The organism is Blastomonas sp. AAP53, from assembly GCF_000331245.1.
Classification (GTDB): domain Bacteria; phylum Pseudomonadota; class Alphaproteobacteria; order Sphingomonadales; family Sphingomonadaceae; genus Blastomonas.
The window spans coordinates 67,595-91,932 of record NZ_ANFZ01000002.1 but is presented as its reverse complement, the minus strand read 5'-3'; the positions used below and the strand labels follow the sequence as shown (position 1 = coordinate 91,932).

The window sequence follows — 24,338 nt, the reverse complement described above, 5'->3', positions numbered from 1 at the left end:
TGGAGCCCGCCGCATCATGAACGCGCGCGCTGCGGCCCGGGCGCTCGATGCGCTGGCCCGGGGCTGGGATATCATCGTCGAGGCCCCATCGGAACGGTTGCTGCTGCGCCCGATTGAGACGGGAAGCGCTCCGCAAGGCGAAAGCCAACGCCTGCTGATCTCTGCCGCACGCGCGATCACACTGAAACTCGCCAACCAGAAAGAGGCGGCAAGACCCGATGCGCCGGTGTGCATTGCGGTGCCCGGCACGCTCGATGCGGCGCGCGCGATCGCCATCGCCGATCCGTCGCTCGATCTGGCCTGGCCGATGAAGGGACCGTTTGCCGCGTTGCCGCTGCCTGCGCCAGAGGCTGCTGAAGCTGCAATGCAACTGGCGCGGCTGGCAGGCCTGCTGCCGGCCTATTATCTGCTGAGCGACGCCGATATCGACGCCGATGCACCGCGCATCACGCCTGGCGATGTCGCAGCTTACGCAGACCCCTCTGCCCTGCGCATCGCAGCGCGCGCGCGGCTGCCGGTGAGCGCGAGCGAGAGCGCCGAGATCGTCGCCTTCCGCTCGGACGCCGATTTCCATGAGCATGTCGCCCTCATCGTCGGCACGCCCGATGCGAGCATCCCGGTGGTGCGGCTGCACTCCGAGTGCCTGACCGGCGACGTCTTCGGCAGCCTGAAATGCGATTGCGGGCCCCAGCTGCATGGTGCGCTGCACGCGATGGCGCATGCGCAATGGGGCATATTGCTGTACCTGCGCCAGGAAGGGCGCGGCATCGGCCTGATCAACAAGCTGCGCGCCTATCAGCTGCAGGACCAGGGGCATGACACGGTCGATGCCAACAACCGGCTGGGCTTCCCCACCGACGCACGTGATTTCGCGGTGGCGGCGCAGATGCTCAAGGCCCTGCACGTTAGCAGCATCCGGCTGATGACCAACAATCCCGAAAAACAGGCGGTGCTCGCCAGCCTGGGTGTCGAGATTGCCGAACGGCTGCCGCTGCAGATCGAGGCCAACCCGCACAACGCGCGCTATCTGGTCACCAAGCGCGACCGCACCGGCCACCAGCTGTGAGCGGCACGGTGTCCGTAGACACGATTTTGGTGGATACGGGCGCGCTGACCGTGACGCTGGGCGACTGGACCGTCCCCTGCACCATCGGTCGCAGCGGTGCGTGCTCCGCCAATGCCAAGCGCGAGGGCGATGGCTGCACCCCGCTGGGTACCTGGCCGATCCGCGCCGCGCTCTTCCGCCCCGGCCGCAGCGCCCCGCCGCCGGGCTTCACGCTCCCCTGGCGCTGGACAAGCGCGCACGACGGCTGGTCCGACGCACCCACTGACCCTGCCTACAACCGCCCCGTCCGCCTGCCCCACGCCTTCAGCGCCGAGACGCTGCAGCGCGAGGACATCCTCTACGACGTGGTGCTGGTACTCGGTCAAAATGACGCGCCGCCGGTGCCGGGCGCCGGCAGCGCCATCTTCTTCCACCTGTGGAACGAGGCCAAGCCGCCCGAGCAACGCACCACCGAAGGCTGCGTCGCCATCGCTCGCGCGGACATGCAGGCGCTGCTGCCGATGCTGCGACCAGGGATGGTGCTGGAGATCGGATAGGCAAGTCAGGCAGAAAGCTTGCGCCGCACGCCCGGTGCTGGCGGATCGACCGGGGCACCGGCAAAGCATTGGGCGATGGCCATCCAGGCGGTGGCATTGGGGCCTGTGACCTTCAGCGCGGTATCGGCGATGTTGCGGGTCTGCGTGACCACCTGGCAGAATTCCGCCGCATCGCCCTCGATCAGTTCGCCATCCGCCGGCTCGCCGAACGTCCAGATCTCGCCCGATGGCGCGGTCAGCACCAGGTACGGCGCCGGCTGCGGCGCCTCCATCCGGCGGTTCTTGAAGGTCCAGCCGTACGTGTTGAGGCCCAGCACGCAGATATTCTTCAAGCCATCGCCGTTCGTGCGTTCGGTGCCCAGCACATCGAAGATCGCCTGCGCGTGCGCCCAGCTTTCCATCAGCCGCGCCGTGATCGACGAGCGTGCACTCATGCTCGGCCCGGCCCATGGCACGCGCTGCGCAGGGTCAGCGGTGGCAAAATCGGCGGTGGTGGCGCGGCAGGTCTCGGCCCAGGCCGCGACCAGAGCCTGCCCGGTCAGGCCATCCAGCCAGACGCGCTCGAAGCTGTTGAGGTCGCCGCCCTTGGCGATGATGCCGCCGACTTGCGCCATGAACGCCTTGAACGCGGCCTCATCGTTCAGCGACAGCTGCGCCGCCTGGTTCCAGACGTGCAGATGGCCGATGATGTCGGCAATGGTCCAGCCCTTGAACGCGGTGGGCGTTGCCAGCTGGGCCTCGTCAAGCGGCGCGACCAGCGCGTGGATGCGGTCGCATTCGGTGAGGAAGTCGGTGGCCTGCTGCATCACAGAAAGCCCTTCAGTTCGGCCATGAACCGGTCGAACTGGTCATGGTGCAGCCAGTGCCCGGCATCGGCGAACTTGGCGAGCCGCGCATTGCTGAACAGCTCCATCCGCCCATCCGCTTCGGGATCGGACGCCCAGCTCTTCTCACCCCAGCACAGCAACGTGGGGCTGGAGATGCGCTGCCACAGGCCGTGCATCTGATCAGGGGTGATATCGAGCATCGGCCAGATGCGCACATGCGGATCGAACTTCCAGCTGTACGTCCCGTTCTCGTTGCGGATCACGGCATGCTCGCACAGATGGCGTGCCTGATCGGCGGTGAGATAGCTGTTTTCCGCATGCATCCGCTGCAGCGCCTGCTCGAAGCTGTCGTATTCGCGGTGCTTGCGGGGGCCCCGGGTGCGCTTGTCGGCAAACCATTTGAGCCAGTGTTCGTGGAACGGGGTTGCGTTCCGCTCATCGACCATCTTGGGGCTTGGGCCCAGCCCCTCGATCGCGACGATCTTGCGCACCTTTTCCGGGTACAGCCCGGCATAGCGCAGCGCAGTGTTGCCGCCGAGCGAGTGCGCGACGATGGTCACCTGCTCATAGCCCGACTGCTCGACCAGCTGCGCCAGATCGTAGACGAAGTTCATGATCGGGTAGTTGCCGTCGGCGGTCCATTGCGAATCGCCATGGCCGCGCAGATCTGGCGCGATCACGTGCCAGTCGGCCATCAGCTCGCCCGCCACCCAGTCCCACGACCGGCAATGGTCCTCGCCGCCGTGCAGCAGGATCAGCGGCGGCGCATCCGTATTGCCCCAATCGGCATAATGCAGCCGCAGCCGCTGCGAGAAATAGGTGTGCGAAGCAGGTCCAGTCAGTTTCATGACCGAACCTTAAGCGGCTTTGAACCCAAAAGAAAAGACGCTTTGGCGGGCGGTTTCAGGCCAGTACGCCGCGACGCTACGGCAGCCGCAGATGCACGTTCATCGCTTCGGCAGCGCCGCCCACGAAAAAGGCCGGGAAAGCGCAAAGCTCTCCCGGCCTTTCAGGGCGTCGATGGATCGAGAGGATCAATCCAGACGGGCAAGTTCCTTCTTCGAAAGCGAGGTCGAGACCTTGCCTTCGCCGGCGGTCAGGGTCGAGGCGCCGATGCGGACGACCTTGCCCTTGTAGATGACCAGAGCCGAGCCATCTTCCAGAACGCGGGTCACCTTGCCGACGCGCTTGCCTTCGGCGTCGTAGATGGTCTGGTTCTTGGAGATCAGGGCGTCGTCCTGCGCGAAGGCGGGAGCGGCGGTGGCGGCGAGGAGAACGGCGCCAATCAGGGCGGAAGCACGAATGGTCATGGGATCATTCCTTTCAATCACGAGATGGGGGGCGGACCGACCCTCTTCGACAGGGTCCATATTCTTACACCCCTGCATTTAAGTGCGCGATTGATAGGTTGCAAACCGAAATGCTGCATTTGCGAATGAATTTTTTGCAGACTCAGTTGCATATTTTGCATATTTATAATTTCTCTCATTGTTTCCGTAAGTTACAGAGAGTGCAAAAATATTGCAACGCAACAGAGTTGCACATTCTGGCATCGGGCGCGCCCAGCCGTCCGCCAGACATGCGACGGAACGCCAAGGGTTTGCTGATTTTGGGGTCGCTGCCTTTGGCTTGGACCGGGAATCACGCCGGGATCGGAACGCCGCCCTACAGCTTCAGCATCTGCTTGCCGCGGTTGGCGCCCGAGAACAATCGCTGCATCGCCTGCGGTGCGTTCTCGAACCCGTGCTGGATATCCTCGCGATAGGTCAGCCGCCCCTCCTGGACGAACGCCGCCAGCCGTTTGCGGATCAGCGGAAACTCCGCCGCCCAGTCGAGCACGATGAACCCGGTCATCGTCGCGCGGCGGAAGATCAGGTTGAAATAGTTCTGCGGGCCGGCGGGCATCTGCCCGGTCTCGTAGCGGCTGATGCCGCCGCAGATGACGACGCGCGCGCCGGTGGCAATCTGGCTGAGCATATCGTCGAGGATCGCGCCGCCGACATTGTCGAAGATGACATCGACGCCATTCGGGCAATGCTGCTTGATCGCCGCCTTCAATCCGCCCGCCTTGTAGTCGATCGCGGCGTCATAGCCGGCCTCGTCGACCAGCCACGCGCATTTGTCCGGCCCGCCCGCGATGCCGATCACGCGGCACCCGGCGAGCTTGGCGAGCTGGCCGACGATCGATCCGGTCGCACCGGCGGCGCCAGAGACGAGCACCGTATCGCCCGCCACCGGCTTGCCGATCTTGAACAGCCCGCAATAGGCGGTCAGGCCCGTGGTGCCGAGCACCGACATCATCGCGGTTGGCGGCAGCGAAGGATCGCACGGTACCAGCCCCTCGCCGTCGGAGAGATGAAATTCGGTCCAGCCGGTCGATCCGATCACCATCGTTCCGACGGGGAATTTGCCGCCGTGCGATTCGATGACTTCCGAAATGCCCGATCCGCGCATCACCTCGCCGATCTCGGTTGGCGCGACATAATCGGCGATGTTCTCCATCCAGCCCTTCTGCGCAGGGTCGAAGCCCAGATAGTGCGTCTTGAGCAGCATCTGGCCGGGCCCAGGTGCGGGCAGCTCTTTGGTGACCAGTTCGAAATCGCTGTCTTCCACGGGGCGGCCGCGCGGGCGGCCTGCGATCAGCCATTGGCGGGTGGTGGTCATATGTCTGGCTCCTGTGATTGAACAATCAAAATCCGCCTGTCCCGAGCGAAGTCGAGGGACGTACGCGCAGGTCCCTCGACTTTAGTTTACCCTGAGCGGATGGCTTACCAGCCAGCCGAAGGGCTCGGGACAGGCGGCGGGGGCGCGCTACCCGATCTGCCGCTCACCCTCCTGCCAGTAGAGCTTGCGCAATTCCTTCTTGAGCACCTTGCCCGAGGGGTTGCGCGGCAGTTCGGTCACGAAATCCACGCTCTTGGGGCATTTGAACCCCGCAATATGCGTGCGGGCAAAGGCGATCAGCGCCGCCTCATCCTCGCCTTCCCCATCCTTCAGCACGACGATCGCCTTCACCGCCTCGCCCCAGCGCGCATCGGGAACGCCGATCACCGCGCAGTCGCGCACCGCAGGATGATGGTGCAGCGCGTTCTCGACCTCGGCGGGGTAGATATTCTCTCCGCCCGAGACGATCATGTCCTTCACCCGGTCGAAAAGGTACAGATAGCCATCGGCATCGACATAGGCCGCATCACCGGTACGGTACCAGCCCTCGACAAACGCGCTAGCATTGGCGTCGGGCAGGTTGTGATAGCCCGCCATGAGCAGCGGCGCGCGCACCCAGACCTCACCAACATCGCCAACGGCGCGGTCCTGCCCGTCCTCACCGACGATACGAAGCTCGACATCGGGGAAGGGCTTGCCGCAGCCTGCCATGCGCGGGGTGCCCGCAATATCGTGATCCTCGGGCGGAAGGTACACGATCGTGCCGCTGGTTTCGGTCGCGCCGTACATCTGCACGAACTGCGCGTTGGGGAACATCTGCATCGACCGGCTGAGCACATCGAGCGGGATCGGCGAGGCGCCATAGGGCAGCACCCGCATCGAGGAAAAATCCGCACCCTGCGCGTCCGGGTGGTTCAGGATCATGTTGAGCACCGCAGGCACCGCGAACATCTTGGTGATGCCATGGCGTTGCACCGCCGCGATGATCACAGCGACGTCGGGCTGCGCCAGGATCACGCCGGTGCCGCCGCCGTTCAGCGTCTGCATCACCCAGGCGGTACCGCCGATATGGAACAAGGGCATCGCCACGAGCGAGACATCGCTGGGGAGCCATGCCGCCCAGTCCTCGCCGATCTTCCTGCCCTGGCTCAAGGACGCGGCAAGGCTGCCATGGGTGAGCAATGCCCCCTTGGGGTGGCCGGTGGTGCCCGAGGTGTAGAGCTGCACCGCGACATCGCTCGGCGTCAGCACAGGGAGCGTGCGGTCGGGCGCGAAGCCCTGCACCCAGGCGCGAAACGCGGGCCGCCTCTCGAATTCCCCATCGCCGAGCAGGATCGTTTCCAGCCCCGCCTCGGCACGCACCGCCAGCGCGTTGTCGAGCACAGCTGCCTCGGTCAGCAGGAAACGCGCGCCGGCGTCCTGGATGATATAGGCGATCTCGCGCGGCACCAGCCGCCAGTTGACCGCCACCGTCACCGCACCGATGCGCAAGCTTGCCATCAGCAGGATCACATAGTCGATCGTGTTGAGCCCGAGAAACGCGACCCGGTCGCCCTTGCCGATGCCGCTGGCCTTGAGCGCGCAGACGCAGCGGCACACCAGGTCGTCAAGCTGCGCATAGCTCACCGCCTCGTCGTCCTGGATCAAAGCGGGCTTGTCGGGCGTGGCAGCGGCCCCGCGCGCCACCATGTCGGCGATCATGCTCATGGGCCCTCAGTGCGCCATCGCGCGGGCATAGAGATCGCCGTCTGCGGGATAGAAATTGCAGTGGAAACCGCTGGGCACGCGGAACGGCACCAGCACGCGCGCGATCGGCCCTGCCGCGATATCGAGCGCATTGAAGATCGCGAGCTCGCTGCCCGGCGCGTTGGCGCGGTGCACCAAGGTCATCGCATAACCATCCGCCTCGCCCTCCGGCCCGGTTTTCGCCCCCAGACGCGGTGCAAACACCAGTTCGCCGGCCGCCGCCCCCTTGCCGAAATGGTAGATGTCCTCCGCGCCGGTCACGGTGTCGAAGCGCAAGGCGGCGTCCAGTCCCTCGACCCGGGCATCGCGCGATTCGAGGTTGATATTGGCAAAGGCGTGCCGCGTTCGTCGTGTCATCAACCGGTCGTCGGGGCGCGGGAACTGCAGGTCGCGCTCGTTGAGCACCTCCTCGCGGATCACATTGGTGTTGGCATTCAGATCGATCGTCCAGCGGCGCAGGCTCTGGCGCGTGCCCGAATGCGTCGCGCGCACCCCGGTCTCGTCGGGGAATAGCGCGGTGCCATTGGCGGCGGCGACATCGGCGATGATCTTGCCGCCCTCTTCCCAGACGTTCAGCTCATCGAACATGTGGCGCGGCTCGTATTCGAACCAGCGCAGGTCATCGGCGCTGCCGTTGCGCGGCATGAGGGCAAGCTTGGAAGGCCGATCGTTGACCCAGGCGGTCATCGGCCCGCCGCGCATAAACCGGCCAAGGTCTGTGTCGATCGGCAGCACCGGGAAGACCACCCAGTTTTCGGTGACGAAAAACGTGTGCATCAGGCTCATGTGCGGCACGGGGATCACCTGGCTGCAGGTGAGCGCGCCGGAGCGGTCGATCACGTCATAGCGGATCTCCGCAGCCCCCATCGGCCCGTTGATCATCGCGCCAATGTTGATCATTTCGCCGGTGGCATAATCGATCTTGGGATGCGCCGAGAAGGTGGTGGAGATGGTTCCACCGTAATGATCCTCGCCGATGGTCGAAAGGTCGCGCGGGTCCAGCACCACCGGCGGCGCACCCTCCATCAATGCGAGCAGCTTGCCGCCATGAATGATGATGTTGGTGTTGGCGGTGTTGTAGCGCTTGCCCTGGACCGAGGGATCGGCGGTCATCGGGTTGCCGAACACCCCGAACAGGCGCTCACCTGCGGCCTTTTCCAGCTCGAACTTCTCGGTGCGCACCCATCGGTTGCGCATCGAGACGCGGCCGTTCTCGATGAAGAAACCGTAGACCATGCCGTCGCCATCGAACCAGTGATATTCGTCGCCGCGCGTCGGGTGCAAGGGCTCTGGCCCGTTGCGGTAGAACACGCCCGCCAGATCGGGCGGGATCTCGCCCTCGATTACCAGATCCGGCGCATCGGCCTCGAACCGGTTCGGCGCGTGGTGGCCGTGCAGATACGGATGCGGCGGAAAGGGCTTGGCCATGGCGGAGCGTTTGCGATCCCATGTTGTCGGTGGGGATCAAGGCCCGCCCGCCGGGTGCAACCGGAGCGCGGGCCTTGAAGTGGATCAGAATTCGAGCATCACTTCCGCGCCGAGCTGGCGGGGCGGACGGACGCCGGCAAAGGTGAACAGACCCGCCACCGGCAGCGTGCTGGAGAGGCCGCGATTGTCAAACAGGTTGCGCCCGAAGACGCTGAAGGTCGCCGCTGCGCCGCCAAAGTCGTGCTTGTATGACAAGGTGGTATCGAGGATCTCGCGCTTGGACGCTTCGCAGCGGCGGTCGTTGGTGATGATGCCCTGCGCCTGCAACGTGGGATCGGTCACGATGCAGGTGGTGTAGCTGTCGACATAGCGGAAGATGGTGCTCCAGCGGAACTCGCCATCGCCGACGGGCCGCGTATAGTCGAACCCGGCGGACCAGGCATATTTGGGCGCCCGCCGCAGGTCGAGATCAGAGACATCGATGCCGCCGCGCACGAAGTTCTGGTAATTGGCGTCCAGATACGTGGCGGAGAAATTGAACGACAGATCATCGGTCGGCAGCGCGACGATTTCCAGCTCGATGCCCTTGATCCGCGCCGATGCCGCGTTTTCCACGATGGTTTCCTGCGCCTGGATGGCGTTGAACGGCGCGACGGTAGGCCGCACCAGCTCTTCCTGCTTGTCCGAATAGTCGGTCTGGAAGATCGCGATATTGGTGCGCAGACGGCGGTCGAGCCAGTCGGCCTTCAGCCCGATTTCATACGCGTCGACGATTTCCGGCTGATAGGGTCCGATGGCCGACGGCGTGGCCGCGCGGCCATTGAAACCACCCGAGCGGAAACCGCGCGAATAGGACGCATAGACCAGCTGCCCCCCGTCGAACTGATAGTCAAGGCTGGCGCGATAGGTGAACTCGCCGAAACTGTCCGATGCGCTGCAATTTGCAGCCGTGATCCCGGCAAAGCCGACGGGGCAGGAGCCATCGGGGCTCAGCGCGAAGTTGGTCGTCAGCGCCTTTTCATCGCGCGTGTAACGCCCGCCGACCCCGAAGGTCAGCTTGTCCGATAGCTTGAAGCGCGCATCGGCGAATCCTGCATAGGATTTGGAATCACCGACCGAAAGCTGGAAGGCGCTGGCGCCTGGGCCGAGGAAGCCGAAGAACGAGGTCTGGCGCAGCGTGTAGGTGCTGTCGAAATAATAGGCACCCAGCACGATGTCCATCCAGTCGGTCACGTCGCCGGCAAAGCGGATTTCCTGGCTGAACTGTTCGTACTGCTGAATGCGCAGCGTATCGAAGAAGTTGATCGAGGCCGAGTCGAAATCCTGCCGCACGCTTTCGTTGTTCTTGCGCCAGCCGGTGACCGAGGTGAGCGTGAAATCGCCCAGTTCGATGTTGATCGTGCCGCTGATCGCATCGGTCTTGTTGCGCACCGGCGTCTGGATATTGCCGAACACATCGTAGAGCAGCTTGCTGTTGGTGGGCAGGCGATTGCACTGGTTGCCCGGGATCTGGAACGCGCGCACCAGGCCGACACCGGGCACCGGCACCTGCAGGCAGATCAGGTCGCTGTCCGACGACACGCTGGCGGTGGCGACTTCGCCATCTTCCTCCTGATGCTCATAGGTGATCACCGCCTCGATATCGTCGGTCGGCGTGATCAGGGCGGTGACGCCTGCGGTCCAGACCTCATATTCGTTGGTGCGGCGGTTGCCCTGCGTCACGTTGCGCAGATAGCCATCGGTATTGTCGTAGAAGAAGAAGCCCTTGAACGCGAGAAAGTCGCCGATCATCGGCGTGTTGACGACCAGCCGGCCGCGCACGGTATTGTATTCGGCATAGCCCAGTGAGGCGCGCACGCCCCATTCGCCGGTCGGCTTGCTGCGCCGCACGTTGATGACGCCGCCGATGGTGTTGCGGCCGAACAAGGTGCCCTGCGGCCCGCGCAGGATCTCGATCGATTCCAGATCGAAGGCATCGAGCAGCTGGCCGGTGTTGGTGCCGATGAACACATCGTCGACCACCACGCCGACCGCCGGATCGAACGACTTTTCGATATCCTCGAAGCTGATGCCGCGAATGGCGATGGCGGCGGCCGAAGGCCCGGCGTTCACCGGATCGACCACCAGGCCGGGCACGCGGCCGGCAAAATCGCGAAGGTCATCGACCGCGCCGGTGGCGAGCGCCTGTGCATCGATGGCGGAGACGGCGACGGGGACGGCCTGAAGCGATTCCTCGCGCCGCTGGGCGGTAACGACGATGGTACGAAGTCCGGTTTCCTGCGCGACCTGCGCACCATCGTTCGCGGCCTGGTCCTGCGCAAAGGCCGTCGTCGGCAGCGCAAGCAGCCCCAAGCCCAGTGCGTAAGCCGACGCCGACAGATAGGTCGAACCCTTCATCGTAACCCTCCCCTCAATGCTGCGGCCTTTTTTGCCCGCACCTTTTCTCATGCTGCGCGAAAATGACTGGCGGACCCCAATGCCTCAAGTGTCAAAAATGACAGTCGCGGACCCTACGGCATCCGCTAGGCTGAGCTGCACAAGGCCATGATCCGGCCGTGATGCTGCGCGCCCACGCGCGGCGCGGCAGATCGCGCCCAGGGGAGGGTCAAGACCATGCCGGTGCAGCGCAGCTTCTGCCGTTTCTGTCATGCCAATTGCGCGATCCTGGTGGAGACCGAGGGCGATACGGTGTTGCGCGTGTCGGGCGATCCGGATGATCCGGTGTTCGGCGGCTATACCTGTATCAAGGGCCGCCAGCTGCCAGAGGCGCACCACCACCCCGAACGGCTGCTCGCATCGCAGAAGAAGGGCGCTAACGGCTTTGTACCGATCGCTACGCAGACCGCGCTCGACGAGATCGGCGACAGGCTCAAGGCGCTGATCGAGGAGCACGGGCCAGACAGCGTCGCGGTCTATGCGGGCACCTATTCGTTCCAGAACTCCGCCGGCGTCGCCTCTGCGATGGCGTTTGCGCAAGGACTGGGCACACGCCATTTCTATACCAGCGTGACATTAGACCAGCCCGCAAAGGTCTATACCGCTTTCCAATACGGCCAGTGGTCGGGCGGCGGGCATGTCTTTGGCGAGGCGGATGTCGCGTTCTTCATCGGCAACAATCCCATCGTGTCGCATTACGGCCCGCCGGGGGGCCTGCCGCCGTTCTCGCCCTCGCGTCGGCTGCGCGATGCCATCGAGGGCGGGCTCAAGCTGATCGTTGCGGATCCGAGGGAGAGCGATGTCGCGGCGCTGGCGCATATCCATCTGCCCGTGAAGCCGGGCGAGGACCCTGCACTGCTCGCAGGCATGATCCACGTGATCCTGGAGGAACGACTGTACGACGAGGCGTTCGTGCAGGCGCATGTCGATGGGCTGGCCGAGCTGAAGCAAGCGGTCGCAGGCTTTCCTCCCGCTGTCGCGGCGGCGCGCGCTGGCGTGAGCGAGGCGGACCTTGTGGCCGCAGCGCGCATGTTTGCAGGCGGCACCAAGGGCTCTGCCAGCACCGGCACCGGCCCCGAAATGGCGGGCAACGGCACGCTGACGCAATATCTGGTGAGCAGCCTCAACATCCTGTGCGGGCGCTTCTGCCGCGAGGGCGAGAAGAGCTCGATCCCGCGGATCTTCACGCCGGTCACGCCGCGCCGCGCGCAGGTTTCACCGCCGATGAAACTGTGGGGAGAGGGTTTCCCCGCCTCGCGCTTCCGGGGCCTCACGCACCTGATGAGCGAAATGCCGTGCAACGTGCTGGCCGACGAAATTCTCACCCCGGGCGAGGGCCAGATCAAGGCGCTGATCTCGATCGGCGGCAACCCGATGCTCGCCTTCCCCGATCAGGACAAGATGGCGCGCGCGATTGATGCGCTCGAGCTGTTCGTCAGCGTCGATATCCGCAGCCAGGGCGTGTCCGCGCGCCGCTCGGACTATATCCTCGCGCCGTTGATGTGCCTTGAGCGCGACGACATCTCGTCGCTGTCCGAATGGTGGTACGAAATCCCTTATGCCCGCTACACCGAGGCGTTGATCGCGCGCCCCGGCGACCTGCTCGACGAATACGAGATGCTCTGGGGGCTGGCAAAGCGGATCGGCACCGGGCTGCCACTGGCGGGTGGACCCTGCCCGATGGACGCCTGCCCGGACAAGGAGGCCTTTCTCGACATGGCGGTGGCGGGCTGCGTCGTGCCGCCCAGTCAGGTGCGCGCCGACAGCGTGGATGGCCAGGCGGTGATCTATGATGACCTGCACCCGATCGTCGAACCGGCCGAGCCCGGACACGAGGCGCGGTTCGATCTGGCAGGCGGCGCGATGCCCGCGCAACTGATCGCCTATGGCGACAACGACCCGGCGACGCAGGGCTATCCCTTCCGGCTGATTTCGCGCCGCAGCCGCCATCGGTTCAATTCGACCGGCGGTCACCTGTCCGCGCTCGCGGCCAAGCGCACCACCAACCCGGCGCATATCCATCCCGATGATCTTGCAGGCCTGGGGGTGACCGATGGCGAGTTGATCCGCATCGCCTCACCGCATGGTGAGGTTCACGCGCTCGCCAAGGCGTCTCGCGACCTGCGCCCTGGCGTGATCTCGATGGCGCATGGCTATGGCGACCCGGACTATGGGCCGGACGCGGTGCCGACACGCGGCGGATCGACCAACCGGCTGGTATCGGAAACCACCGGCTTCGATCCGATCACCGGCCAGGCGCTGCAAAGCGCAATTCCGGTCAGGGTGCTGCGTGCTTGAACCAGCGCAAATGCGCCCCTCCCTCCTGGCAGGATTGCAGGCCGATCCAATCTCGGCCATCACATATCCCATGGCATTCACGCCCGTCACCCCGTCCGATATTTCACCGGGCACCACCCGGTTTGTGCAGCATTCAGGTGCAGCATTTCTGATCGCGCGCGATGGCGAGGGCAGGCTTTTTGCCGTGGACGGCTTGTGCAGCCATGCCATGCTTCCGCTGGCCGGCGCACGATTGCGGCGCGGGCATGTGATCTGTCCGCACCATGGCGCGCGATTCGATATCGGCACCGGCGCTGCCAAGGGCCCGCCCGCGCATTGCGGCATCAGGACCTGGCCGGTGCGGGAGAATGACGGTCTGATCGAACTGGATATGGATGCATGACATTTGATGTGAAGGACAAGGTGGTGCTGATCACCGGCGCGGCATCGGGCATTGGTGCGGCCACCGCGCGGCTGGCGGCGGAACGCGGCGCGCATGTGATTGCCACCGACCTCGATGGGGAGCGGATCCAGGGTGTTGCCGCCGATTGCCACTGCATCGGTCTGAAGCATGATGTCACCAGCGAGGATGACTGGGACAATGCCATCACCGCGGCCGTGCATCATTATGGCCGACTTGATGCGCTCGTTTCGAACGCCGGGATCGTCAACTACGAGCCGATCATCGATCTCGACATGGCGCGGTTCCGCAGTCTCAACCAGGTGCATGTCGAGGGCAGCTTCATCGGCCTGCAACGTGCGGTGGCGCAGATGCGCGCCCAGGCGGACGGAAAGCCTGCTACAGGCAGCATCGTGCTGACTGCATCGGTGATGGCCAATTGCGCCGCGCCCACGATTTCGGCCTATGCGGTCGCAAAGGCGGCGATGGCCAACATGGCCCGCGCGGTCGGGGTCGAGGTCGGTCGCAAGGGCGACATGATCCGCGTCAACGCCGTCTGCCCCGGCCCCACCCGCACCCCCCTGCTCGAAGGCGCAATGCCACCGGGCGCGATGAACGACCCCGCGCACTGGACCGACGTTCCGCTGGGCGTCCCGCAGGAGCCCGAGGACATCGCCGAGAGCATCCTGTTCCTGATCAGCGAGGAATCCTCGTTCATGACCGCCACGCAGATGGTGGTCGATGGCGGATGGAGTTTGACGTGATGACGGCCCGGTCTAAAACCCCTCCGTGTTCCCGAGCGAAGTCGAGGGACGTATGCGCAAGGGCAGTGGTTGCGTCCCTCGACTTCGCTCGGGAAAAACGGGTGGGGGCAGTATGACGCAGACAGCCATCGTCACCGGAGCGACCTCGGGCATCGGCCGTGCCACCGCGCTGCGCCTCGCACGCGCGGGCTTCCACATCATCGCGACCGGACGCAATCCGGACCGCGGCGCGGAAACCGTGCGGCAGGTGCAGGCCGCCGGGGGGACAGCCGAGTTCCACAGCTTTGACGTCACAAGCGAATCCGACTGGGCCGCTTTTGCCAACACCGTCACCTCCGCGCACACTTCGGTCGATGCGCTGATCAACTCGGCAGGCTCGTTCTTCTCGAAGCCGCTGCCCGATACCACGCTGGCAGAGTTCCGCGAGCTTTGGACCGCAGATGTCGAAAGCGTGGTGCTGGGCACCAAATACGGGCTGCGGATGATGCGCGACACGCAAAGCGCGGGCTCGATCGTCAACATCTCCTCGCTCGCCGGGCTGATCGGGCTCGACGACTGCGCGGCCTATTGCGCGGCCAAGGCGGCGGTGACGCATTTCAGCCGGGTCGCCGCATTGGAAGGTGCGCAGATGGACCCCAAGGTGCGCGTCAACTCGCTCAACCCCGGCGTGATCTATACCGAGATGATCACCGGAGCCTATGGCGACAACGACGCGGTCAAGGCCTTCGTGATGGACGGCAATGCCCTCCAGCGAGTCGGCACGGCCGAGGATATCGCCAGCGCCGCCACCTTCCTTGCCAGCCCCGCTGCGCGCATGGTCACCGGCACCGCGATGCTGGTCGATGGCGGGCGCGGCGCAGACTGATCTTTCCCTTTTTTCCCGGAGACGCATCCTCATGACCAGCAACCGCCAGTTCATCCTCAAGCGCCGCCCCGATGGCGCGCCGGTCGCCGACGATTTCGCGCTGGAAACCTCGGCGCTGCCCGCGCTGGCGGACGGCCAGTTCCTGATCCGGAACCATTACGCCTCGCTCGATCCGGCGATGCGCGGCTGGATGTCCGATGCGGAAAGCTACATGCCGCCGATCCCGCTCGGCGCCCCGGTGCGCGCCAGCACCATCGGCGTGGTCGAGGAAAGCCGCGCCGAGGGCTTTGCCAAGGGCCAATGGGTGCTGGGGCTCAATGCCATCGAGGATTATTCGATCGGCGTTCAGGGCGGCTTTACCCAGCCGATCGACCCTGCCGCGGTGCCCTCGGTCACCAACTATCTCTCGTTGTTCGGTGCGGTGGGGATGACCGCCTATTTCGGGTTTATCGACGTGTGCGAACCCATGGTCGGCGACGTCGTGCTGGTGACCGGCGCTGCAGGGGCCGTGGGCTCGCTGGTCGGCCAGATCGCCAAGATCATGGGCTGCACCACCATCGGCATCGCGGGCGGCGCGGAGAAATGCGCGCAGCTGAAGGATCGCTACGGGTTCGACCACGCGATCGACTATCGCGGCAAGGATGCCGCCGCGCTCGATGCCGCGATCAAGGCGGTCGCCCCCGACGGCGTCGATGTCATTTTCGAGAATGTCGGCGGCGATATCCTCGATGCGGGCCTGATGAACCTGCGGCATGGCGCGCGCATCGGGCTGTGCGGGCTGATCAGCGAATACAATGCACCCCAGCCGGTGGGCGCGCGCAACATCTGGCAACTGATCGTCCACCGCGCCTCGATCCGCGGGCTGCTGGTCGCCGATTATGTCGGGCGCTTTGCCGAGGGGGCTGCGAAGATGGGCGAATGGGCGGCATCGGGCCGGCTGGTGGTCGACGAGCATGTCGACGAGGGGCTGGACAATGCGTTGCCAGCGTTCCTGCGGCTGTTCGAAGGATCGAACCAGGGCAAGATGATCCTCAAGATCGCCTGAGCACCCAAGATCTGATGGGCTGGACACGCACCATGGATGGTGCGCAGATGATCCATTCCCCACCCGCAAAGGAACGAGCATGAGCAGACTCAACGGACGCAAGGCCCTCGTCACCGGGGCAGCATCGGGAATAGGCCAGGCCACGGTCCGGCGATTGCTCGCCGATGGCGCAATGGTGCTGGCCTGCGACATCAGCAGCGAGGGTTTGGCGGGCACGTTCAACCATGTCGCGAACCTCGCCGACCCGCAGGCGATCGTCACGCTGGCCGCCGCTGCTCAAGGCCAGCTGGGCGGGCTCGATATCCTGATCAACAACGCTGGCGTGTGTCCGGTGGGCACGCTCGAGGACCTGACCGACGAGCAGTGGCAGTTCGGGCTCGACGTCAACCTGCTCGCGCCTGCGCGGCTGTCCAAGGCGTGCCTGGCGCTGCTCAAGGCGTCCAAGGCGGGACGCGTGATCAACACCGGGTCGATCCTGTCGCGCTACGGCGATGCGGGGCTGGGCGCCTATGCCGCATCCAAGCACGCGATCCTGGGCTTCACCCGCTCGCTGGCGATGGAACTGGGCCCCTATGGCGTGACGGTCAACTGCGTGCAGCCCGGTTGCATCGTCACCGGCATGACACGCGGCATGCTCGAGAATGGCGAGGCGGCGGATTATTATCGCGACAAGTCCGCGCTCAAGCGGCTGGGCCAGCCCGAAGACATTGCTGATGTCATCGCGTTTCTGGCGAGCGACGATGCGCGCTTCATCACCGGCCAGGGCATTATCGCCGATGGAGGGGTGATGACGCACAGCTGAGCGGGCGGTCAATCGTTGTCGAAATGCGCCTGCACATCGCGGCTGGCGTGGAGGATATTGACGACTTCCAACCGTTCTTCCGCGTATCTGAAGAAGATGATGTAGCCATATGAGGATACGCTTCTGAGCCTGGGGACGCACTCCCCACGATCAGAGCCGAGTGTTCCGGGAAGCGAAGCAAGGTGCGCGCATCTGGCGCGCAGTTTCGAGACAAACGCTGTTCCCACCGAAAGATTGGCACTTTCAGTCGTAACATATCTCAGAATTTCGATGAGATCATCAGTTGCCGAGTCGAGATAAACGAGCTTCCTCACCTAATATCCCTGCGACATGAGTTCCTCAGCTGCTTTTTCGAGACGCTGATCAACATCATCATCATTGTTTTCGCCGCCGCGTGCAAGAGAAGCCTCAATCGTCTCACGCAGCGCCGCCAGCTTCGCCTCACGCTCCTCTACCAGCCGCAGCCCTTCGCGAATGATCTCGCTCGCCGAGCCATAGCGCCCGGTCTTGAGCAGCGCGGCGACATAGTCTTCCCAGCGTTCGCCAATCGATACGTTCACGGTCTTGGTCCTTCTCGATATTTCCGCCTGATATTAGCCCAGTAACACAAATTACGCAATTTTCGTTATCCGCTCGGTTCATCCCGCCCTAGCATTTTCGACTATCGCCGCTCGCCACGTCGCAAGGCTATGACAATGGAATGACACAAGACGATGGCAGGAGCGGGCGGTGACGGTGGCGGCAGAGCAGACAAGCTTTTTCCATCCGGACGTGCTGTCCGACCCGTTTGCCTTCTACCAGCAGCACATCCCCAGCCAGCCCGTGTATCACGATGCGGCGAGCGGCCTGTATCTGGTGCTCAGCCACAAGCTCGTCAGCGAGGCGACCGCGCGCACGGATGAATTCTCGAACAACTTCCAGGCGGTGCTTTCGGGCGCGCGGTCCGAAGACCCCGAGGTCAAGGCGATCCTGGAGGACGGCTGGCCGCAGGTCGATACGCTGCTGACCGCCGATCCGCCGGTGCACACCCGCTTTCGCAAGCTGGTGAACCTGGCGTTCTCCGCGCCGCGCGTGAACAAGCTCGAAGCGCATATCCGCGAGATTGCGCGTGACCTCATCGATCAGATGCTTGTCAAAGACGACATCGATTTCGTCCGCGATTTTGCGATGCCGCTGCCGATCCGGATGATCTCCGAGCAGCTGGGGCTCACGCACGAGGAGCCCGGCACGATCAAGCGCTGGACCGATGCGTTCGTCGACCGGCTGGGCGGCATGGTGCCACTAGAGCGCGAGCTGCAATGCGCGCGCGAGGTGGTCGAGTTCCAGCACGCGATCAAGGCGCAGATGGACCTGCGGCGTGCCAACCCCACTGACGATCTGCTGTCCGACCTGGTCCACGCCCAGATCGACGGCGAGCGGCCATTGGACGACGGCGAACTGCTCTCGATCGTGCAGCAATTGCTCGTTGCGGGCAATGAAACCACCACCGCGACGCTCGCCGAGGGCATCATCCTGCTGGCACGCAACCCGTCCGAGCTTGCCAAGGCCAAGGCCGACCCCAAGATCATCCCCAATATGGTCGAGGAAATGCTGCGGCTGGCCAGCGCCTCGTCGGGCATCTGGCGCGTGATGAAGCAGGACGCAGAACTCGGCGGAGTCACCCTGCCCGCGGGCTCCATGGTGATGATGCGCTATGCCGCCGCCAACCGCGATCCGGAACGCTATGAGGAGCCTGACCGTTTCCTGGCTGACCGCGCCAATGCGCGCACCCATCTGGCATTCGGGAGGGGCATTCACATGTGCGTCGGCAACATGCTCAGCCGCAAGGAGATGACCGTGGCGTTCGAGGAGCTGCTGCCGCGCATTACCGGTATCACGCTGACCGACGAAACCGCGATCGCCTATCACCCCAACATGATGCTGCGGGGTCCGTCCTGCGTGCCGGTGCGTTTCGAGCAGACGCCATGAACTTCGATTATGATGAGAGCCAGCTGCTGTTCCGCGCCTCGGTCGAGCGGTTTCTGGAGGGCCGCGACATTGCCGCACGCAAGGGCCAGCGCGCGCAACCCGGCGGGATCGATCGTGCGCGTTGGCAGGCGATGGCCGAGCTCGGGCTGACCGCGATGGCGCTCGCTGAGGACAAGGGCGGGCTTGGCAGCAGCCTGCTCGATCTGGTCGCGGTGGGCGAGAGCTTTGGCCAGCGCATATCGTCGGACAACTGGCTGGAAAACGCGGTGCTGCCGATACTGCTGGCGGGGGCGGGACTCGCCGCAGATCATCCGGTGATCGAGGCTTTGGCAGCGGGCGAGGCAATCGCCGCACTGGCATTGTTCGAGCCCGAGGGGCGGCACGTCACGATGCCGCACGGCACGACGGCCAAGCCAAGCTCGAATGGCATTATACTGAGCGGCGACAAGACCTTCGTGCTGGGCGGGATGGCCGCGGACTGGCTGCTGGTGAGTGCGCTCAGCGACAGCGGCCCTGCGGTGTTTGTGATTGCCGCCGATGCACCGGGCGTAATGCGCAAGGGCTATCGCGTGATCGATGGCAACGAGGCCGCCGAAATTGCCTTGCGTCAGTGTGCGGTGCCCGCCGAGGCGCGGCTGAAACTCGACTGGGACGCGGTCGAGCAGGCGATTGCGACCACACGACTGATCGCCGCGGCCGAGATGACGGGGCTCGCGCAGCGGCTGTTCGACGATACGCTCGCCTATGTGCGCCAGCGCGAGCAGTTCGGCCAACCGATCGGGCGCTTCCAGGCGATCCAGCACCGGATGGTCGAAGCCTATGCGCTTGTCGATCAGGCCAGGAGCGCGCTGATCGCGGCGGTCACCTCGGGCGCGCCGCACGACATCGCGGGCATGAAGGCGATCGTCGCGGAATGCGCGCTCGGCATCGGACGCGAGGCGGTTCAGCTGCACGGCGGCATGGGCACCACCGATGAGCTCGAGATCGGCCATGCGCACAAGCGCGTCCTGCTGCTCTCGCAATGGCTGGGCGATCCGGCGTCAGGGCTGGATGCCTATGCGGCCAATCTGGCGAAGGTGGCGGCATGAGCATCGCCATTCCGGTCGCCGAAGGGCTGTGGACTGACGAAGCCGAGCCGCGCCTGATCGGCGGCCAGCACCGGATCACCAGCGAGATCGTCTTCCCGATGCCGCAGGGCGATGCTGCGCAGCATTTCGAGGCTGTACCTCTGTCGCGGACGGGCACCTTGTGGTCATGGACCAGCCAGGATTTCCGCCCCAAGTCGCCGCCTTATGCCGGACCTGAAGCGTTCACGCCGTTCCTCATCGGCTATGTCGAGTTGCCAGGCCAGGTGATCGTCGAGACGCGGATCGAGGGGGCGGTCCTGGCCGATCTGAAGCTAGGGATGGCGATGGAGCTGGTGCTGATCGAGTTTGCGCCGGGCCGGAGCACGTTTGCGTTCAGGCCTGTTCCATCATGATCAAATCACCCCCTTCCCGTTTGTCCCGAGCGAAGTCGAGGGACGTATTTTCGAGCCTAAGCGCGCGCGTCCCTCGACTTCGCTCGGGAGCTCGGGGAAGTTTGGCTTTGAAAGGCCTAAACCCATGACCACCGTCCAGATCATAGGCGCAGGCATCCACCCGTTCGGGCGGACCGATAGCCGCACAGGCCGCGATCAGGGGGTGTTCGCGGTGCGCCAGGCGCTCTCCGACGCAGGGCTCGAATGGACCGATATCGAATGCGCCTATGGCGGGTCCGAAGGCGCGGGCAATGCCGATATCATGGTCAACGAACTGGGGCTCACCGGCCTGCCGTTCATCAACGTCTCGAACGGCTGCGCCACCGGCGGCAGCGCGCTGGCATCGGCGCGCAACGCGGTCGCGTCGGGCCAGTGCGACATCGCGCTCGCGGTCGGCTTCGACAAGCACCCGCGCGGCGCATTCAACGCCAAGCCGGGCGACTGGGGCCTGCCCGAATGGTATGGCGAAACCGGCATGATGCTGACCACGCAGTTCTTCGCGATGAAGATCCAGCGGTACATGCAATTGCACGGCATCAGCCGCCGGACCTTGGGCATGGTCGCCGAAAAGGCGTTCCGCAACGGCACCTTGTGCGAGCACGCCTGGCGGCGCTCGCCGGTCGATCTCGATACCATCCTCAACGCACCGATGGTCAACGATCCGCTGACCAAATACATGTTCTGCTCACCCGCCGAAGGCGCGGTCGCGCTGATCATCGCGTCGGAGAAGAAGGCGCGTGAACTCGGCGCGGACGGGGTGACAATCGCCAGCATCGCGGTGCGCACCCGCCCGCCCGGATCGTTCGAGGTGTTCGCGCCCGCGATCAGCGTCGAGCGCGGCGGCAAGCCGACCGAACTCGCGAGCCAAGCGGCATACGAGGCGGCGGGCATCGGCCCCGAGGACATCGATGTTGCGCAGTTGCAGGACACCGAATCGGGTGCGGAAATCATGCACATGGCCGAGAACGGCTTCTGCGCGGATGGCGAGCAGGAGCAATGGCTCGCCGAAGGCCGCACCGAGCTGAACGGAAAGCTTCCAGTCAACACCGATGGCGGCTGCCTGGCGTGCGGCGAGCCGATCGGCGCATCGGGTCTGCGGCAGGTCTATGAAAACACCGTGCAGCTGCGCGGACGCGGCGGCGAGCGGCAAGTCCCGGGCAATCCGAAGACCGCCTATAGCCATGTCTATGGCGCACCCGGCCTGTCCGCCGTCGCAATATTGGAGCGCTGAACCATGGGATTGATGCAAGGCAAGGTCGCACTGATTTCTGGCGGGGCGGAAGGCATCGGCGGGGCGACCGGGCGGCGCATCGTCGCCGAGGGCGGCAGCGTGGTGCTGGGTGATATCCAGTTCGACAAGGCCAAGGCGCTGGCGTCGGAACTCGGCGAGCGCGCGATGGCAGTGTCGCTCGATGTGCGTGATCTGGCGCAGTGGCAGGCTGCGGTCGAGGCCGCGCAGGCGACCTTCGGCAAGCTCACCCACCTCGTCAACGTGGCAGGCATTTCGGAGCCCGGCGCGGTGCCCGATGTCGATCTCGACAGCTGGAGCCGCACCATCGACATCAACCTGGGCGGTACCTTCAACGGCTGCCGCGCGGCGATTCCCGCGATCGCGGACTCGGGTGAACCCGGTGCGATCGTCAACATCGGCTCGATGCTGGCTTTGCGCGTCGGATCGGGCTTTGCCGCCTATTGCGCCTCCAAGGCGGCGGTCACTGCGCTCACCAAGACCATCGCGCTCGATTGTGCCGAAAAGGGCCTTCTCATCCGCGCCAACACCGTGCACCCCGGCGCGATCCGCACGCCGATGTTCGAACGCTATCTCGAGGCGTTGCCCGGCACCGCGCAGGAGGTCGAGGCGATGTTCGCCGCCAACCACCCGATGGGCCGCGTCGGCGAAGCGGACGAAGTGGTCAACGCCATCGTCTTCCTGCTGTCCGATCAGGCCAGCTTCACCACCGGGGTCGATTTTACCGTCGATGGCGGTGGCCATTTCCGCAGCTGAGGGGCAGAACACGGCATGGCTGAACGGATCGATGCGCATTTCGTCGCGGCGGGCAAATATCACGATATCGACTTTGCCCGGCTCGAGGTGCTCAAACTGCTCGCCGAGCATGACAACATCCGCACAACGGTGGCGCATGACTATGGCGGCGTGGCCGACCGCCTGCCCGCATGCCGGTTCCTCGTCACCTATACCTGTGACCTGATGCCGTGTGCGGCTGAGGTTCGGGCGATCGAGGCATTTCTGGAAAAGGGCGGGCGCTGGCTGGCGCTGCACGGCACCAACTCGATCCTGCGTTTTACCGAGGCTGGCGTCGACAGCCCCGAGGAGCGGCCCGATGTGATGCAGATGCTGGGCACCCAGTTCAAGGCGCACCCGCCGATCGGCGCGCCGTTCACGGTTCAAATCGTCGACGCCGACCATGACGTGACGCGCGGGCTCAAAGATTTCGATGTGATCGACGAGCTGTACCTGATGAAACAGGTGAGCGACATCCGCACACTGGCGCAGACGCGCTTTGCGGGCGAGGCGACCGGCTTTGTCGATGCCGACTGGCCCGAGACGGTGGTGCCGGTGATCTACACCCGCGCGATCGGTGACGGCGGCATTCTGTACAACACGCTGGGCCATTGCCGCGGGCATTATGACCTGCCGGGCATGGCAGATTTCTACCCGCATCCTGAAAAATGCGCGTGGAACTACCCCATCTACTACGAACTGTTGCGCCGCAGCATCCTCTGGGCGACCGGACATGGCGGGATTTGACGCATGGACATGGATTTCACCCCCGACGAACTGGCCTTCCAGACCGAGGTCCGCAGCTTCCTGAAATCGCACCTCAATGATCGGCTGATCGAGGGCGCGCGGCGCACGCCGGGCGTGTTCGTCGAGCCCGATATCGGGCTGGAATGGCAGCGCATCCTGCATGAGAAAGGCTGGCTGGCGGTGCACTGGCCGGTCGAGGATGGCGGCACCGGCTGGACCCCGGTGCAACGCTATATCTTCGAGAAGGAATGCGCGATCGCAGGCGCGCCGGGGCTGGCGGTGCTGGGGCTGAAGCTGGTCGGCCCGGTGATCTGCCGCTTCGGCACGCCTGAGCAGAAGGCGCGGTTTCTGCCGCGCATCCTGAGCGCCCAGGATTACTGGTGCCAGGGCTATTCCGAGCCGGGCTCGGGCTCTGACCTTGCCAGCCTCAAGACCCGCGCGGCGCTGGAAGGCGATAGCTACCGCATCAACGGCTCGAAAATCTGGACCACGCACGCGCATTATGCCAACTGGATGTTCTGCCTGGTACGCACCGATCCGGAGGTTTCGGCTCAGCGCGGCATCACCTTCCTGCTGGTGCCGATGGATCAGCCGGGTGTCACCGTCACCCCGATCATCACCATGGCGGGCGATCACGAGGTCAACCAGGTGTTCCTCGACGATGCCCGAAGCCATGCCAGCAACCGCATCGGCGAGGAAGGCCAGGGCTGGACCATCGCCAAGTTCCTGCTGGAAAACGAACGCGGCGGATCGTGCTTCGCGCCCAAATTGCTGGTCGATATCGACCGGCTGATGATCACCGCGAGCGGCGTGCCCAGCGGCACCAATGGCGCGATGGCGCACGATCCCGTGATCGCGCGCAAGCTCGCCTCGCTGCGCCTACGCGCGCGCGCCTTCGAGATCAGCGAACTGCGCATCCTGGCCGAAATCGCCAAGGGCCGCCCACCGGGACCGCAGACCTCGCTGGTCAAGCTGTTCTCCGCCAATCTGCGCCAGGAACTCGACACGCTGGCGATGGAAATTCACGGGCTGTCCGGCCTGCAGCTGCCGGCCGAGCGCCCGCTTTACGGCAACGAGGCCCCCGAGCCGGTCGAGAGCGTCGAAGCGCAGATGGCGGCCGGCCGCTACCTCAATTCGCGCGCCTGGACTATCTTCGGCGGGTCGGACGAGGTGCAGAAGAACATCATCGCCAAGACCGTGCTGGGGCTTTGATCCTGAAACCTGG

24 protein-coding genes are annotated in these 24,338 nt (G+C 64.8%); 15 read left to right on the top strand and 9 right to left on the bottom strand.

What is annotated here, in order from left to right; all coding sequences use genetic code 11:
* Nucleotides 1-16 precede the first annotated feature (16 nt).
* A complete protein-coding gene (gene ribA, locus D618_RS0100470) occupies nt 17-1,066 on the top strand; it encodes a GTP cyclohydrolase II (protein WP_017669515.1) in 1,050 nt (349 codons plus the stop codon).
* Between the two features lie 8 nt (nt 1,067-1,074).
* Nucleotides 1,075-1,602 carry a L,D-transpeptidase family protein gene (locus D618_RS0100465; RefSeq protein ID WP_193746655.1) on the top strand — a complete coding sequence of 176 codons (528 nt, stop codon included), beginning with the start codon at nt 1,075-1,077 and terminating at the stop codon, nt 1,600-1,602.
* Nucleotides 1,603-1,607: 5 nt separating this feature from the next.
* Here D618_RS0100465 and D618_RS0100460 read toward each other — a convergent pair whose 3' ends face one another.
* From D618_RS0100460 to D618_RS17245, 7 genes are all read right to left on the bottom strand, one after another.
* Complete coding sequence (locus D618_RS0100460; RefSeq protein WP_017669513.1) at nt 1,608-2,408, bottom strand: TIGR03084 family metal-binding protein; 801 nt, start codon at nt 2,406-2,408, stop codon at nt 1,608-1,610.
* On the bottom strand, nt 2,408-3,277 hold the full coding sequence (locus D618_RS0100455; protein ID WP_017669512.1) for an alpha/beta hydrolase: 870 nt from the start codon (nt 3,275-3,277) through the stop codon (nt 2,408-2,410). The genes D618_RS0100460 and D618_RS0100455 overlap by 1 nt, the downstream gene beginning before the upstream one ends.
* 186 nt (nt 3,278-3,463) lie before the next feature.
* On the bottom strand, nt 3,464-3,739 hold the full coding sequence (locus tag D618_RS0100450) for a hypothetical protein (RefSeq protein ID WP_017669511.1): 276 nt from the start codon (nt 3,737-3,739) through the stop codon (nt 3,464-3,466).
* Nucleotides 3,740-4,094: 355 nt separating this feature from the next.
* A complete protein-coding gene (locus D618_RS0100445; RefSeq protein ID WP_017669510.1) occupies nt 4,095-5,093 on the bottom strand; it encodes an NADP-dependent oxidoreductase in 999 nt (332 codons plus the stop codon).
* 147 nt (nt 5,094-5,240) lie between these two features.
* Complete coding sequence (locus tag D618_RS0100440; protein WP_017669509.1) at nt 5,241-6,800, bottom strand: long-chain-fatty-acid--CoA ligase; 1,560 nt, start codon at nt 6,798-6,800, stop codon at nt 5,241-5,243.
* Between the two features lie 6 nt (nt 6,801-6,806).
* Entirely contained in the window at nt 6,807-8,267 is a 1,461-nt protein-coding gene (locus tag D618_RS17250; protein ID WP_017669508.1) for a carotenoid oxygenase family protein, read from the bottom strand.
* Nucleotides 8,268-8,351: 84 nt separating this feature from the next.
* The gene (locus tag D618_RS17245) at nt 8,352-10,664 is read right to left on the bottom strand and encodes a TonB-dependent receptor (protein ID WP_017669507.1); all 2,313 of its coding nucleotides are present in this window, start codon (nt 10,662-10,664) and stop codon (nt 8,352-8,354) included.
* A gap of 216 nt (nt 10,665-10,880) precedes the next feature.
* Between D618_RS17245 and D618_RS0100425 the strand changes: the two genes are divergently transcribed.
* From D618_RS0100425 to D618_RS0100400, 6 genes are all read left to right on the top strand, one after another.
* Nucleotides 10,881-13,001, top strand: coding sequence for a molybdopterin-dependent oxidoreductase (locus D618_RS0100425; RefSeq protein WP_017669506.1), 2,121 nt, complete (start codon nt 10,881-10,883; stop codon nt 12,999-13,001).
* A 70-nt stretch (nt 13,002-13,071) separates the two neighbouring features.
* Nucleotides 13,072-13,383, top strand: coding sequence for a Rieske (2Fe-2S) protein (locus D618_RS0100420; RefSeq protein ID WP_026091120.1), 312 nt, complete (start codon nt 13,072-13,074; stop codon nt 13,381-13,383).
* Nucleotides 13,380-14,144: an SDR family oxidoreductase gene (locus D618_RS0100415; RefSeq protein WP_017669504.1), complete on the top strand. Its 765-nt coding sequence runs from the start codon at nt 13,380-13,382 to the stop codon at nt 14,142-14,144. The genes D618_RS0100420 and D618_RS0100415 overlap by 4 nt, the downstream gene beginning before the upstream one ends.
* 112 nt (nt 14,145-14,256) lie before the next feature.
* On the top strand, nt 14,257-15,009 hold the full coding sequence (locus D618_RS0100410) for an SDR family oxidoreductase (protein ID WP_017669503.1): 753 nt from the start codon (nt 14,257-14,259) through the stop codon (nt 15,007-15,009).
* Between the two features lie 31 nt (nt 15,010-15,040).
* Nucleotides 15,041-16,054 carry an NADP-dependent oxidoreductase gene (locus tag D618_RS0100405; protein WP_017669502.1) on the top strand — a complete coding sequence of 338 codons (1,014 nt, stop codon included), beginning with the start codon at nt 15,041-15,043 and terminating at the stop codon, nt 16,052-16,054.
* A gap of 79 nt (nt 16,055-16,133) precedes the next feature.
* Nucleotides 16,134-16,856: an SDR family NAD(P)-dependent oxidoreductase gene (locus tag D618_RS0100400; protein ID WP_017669501.1), complete on the top strand. Its 723-nt coding sequence runs from the start codon at nt 16,134-16,136 to the stop codon at nt 16,854-16,856.
* A gap of 8 nt (nt 16,857-16,864) precedes the next feature.
* Here the strand turns inward: D618_RS0100400 and D618_RS0100395 are convergent, their stop codons facing one another.
* Together D618_RS0100395 and D618_RS0100390 are read right to left on the bottom strand one after the other, a co-directional pair.
* Nucleotides 16,865-17,170, bottom strand: coding sequence for a type II toxin-antitoxin system RelE/ParE family toxin (locus D618_RS0100395; RefSeq protein ID WP_017669500.1), 306 nt, complete (start codon nt 17,168-17,170; stop codon nt 16,865-16,867).
* Nucleotides 17,171-17,416, bottom strand: a complete 246-nt coding sequence (locus D618_RS0100390) for a type II toxin-antitoxin system ParD family antitoxin (protein ID WP_017669499.1) — start codon at nt 17,414-17,416, stop codon at nt 17,171-17,173.
* Between the two features lie 169 nt (nt 17,417-17,585).
* Between D618_RS0100390 and D618_RS0100385 the strand changes: the two genes are divergently transcribed.
* From D618_RS0100385 to D618_RS0100355, 7 genes are all read left to right on the top strand, one after another.
* Nucleotides 17,586-18,824: a cytochrome P450 gene (locus tag D618_RS0100385; protein WP_017669498.1), complete on the top strand. Its 1,239-nt coding sequence runs from the start codon at nt 17,586-17,588 to the stop codon at nt 18,822-18,824.
* A complete protein-coding gene (locus D618_RS0100380; RefSeq protein WP_017669497.1) occupies nt 18,821-19,912 on the top strand; it encodes an acyl-CoA dehydrogenase family protein in 1,092 nt (363 codons plus the stop codon). Before D618_RS0100385 ends, D618_RS0100380 begins: the two co-directional genes overlap by 4 nt.
* Entirely contained in the window at nt 19,909-20,304 is a 396-nt protein-coding gene (locus D618_RS0100375) for an OB-fold domain-containing protein (protein ID WP_017669496.1), read from the top strand. The genes D618_RS0100380 and D618_RS0100375 overlap by 4 nt, the downstream gene beginning before the upstream one ends.
* 124 nt (nt 20,305-20,428) lie before the next feature.
* Nucleotides 20,429-21,574: a thiolase family protein gene (locus D618_RS0100370; protein ID WP_017669495.1), complete on the top strand. Its 1,146-nt coding sequence runs from the start codon at nt 20,429-20,431 to the stop codon at nt 21,572-21,574.
* A 3-nt stretch (nt 21,575-21,577) separates the two neighbouring features.
* Nucleotides 21,578-22,348 (top strand): SDR family oxidoreductase, encoded by a 771-nt coding sequence (locus D618_RS0100365; protein WP_017669494.1) that lies wholly within the window; start codon nt 21,578-21,580, stop codon nt 22,346-22,348.
* 15 nt (nt 22,349-22,363) lie between these two features.
* Complete coding sequence (locus D618_RS0100360; RefSeq protein ID WP_017669493.1) at nt 22,364-23,113, top strand: ThuA domain-containing protein; 750 nt, start codon at nt 22,364-22,366, stop codon at nt 23,111-23,113.
* A gap of 3 nt (nt 23,114-23,116) precedes the next feature.
* Complete coding sequence (locus D618_RS0100355; protein WP_017669492.1) at nt 23,117-24,325, top strand: acyl-CoA dehydrogenase family protein; 1,209 nt, start codon at nt 23,117-23,119, stop codon at nt 24,323-24,325.
* Nucleotides 24,326-24,338 lie beyond the last annotated feature (13 nt).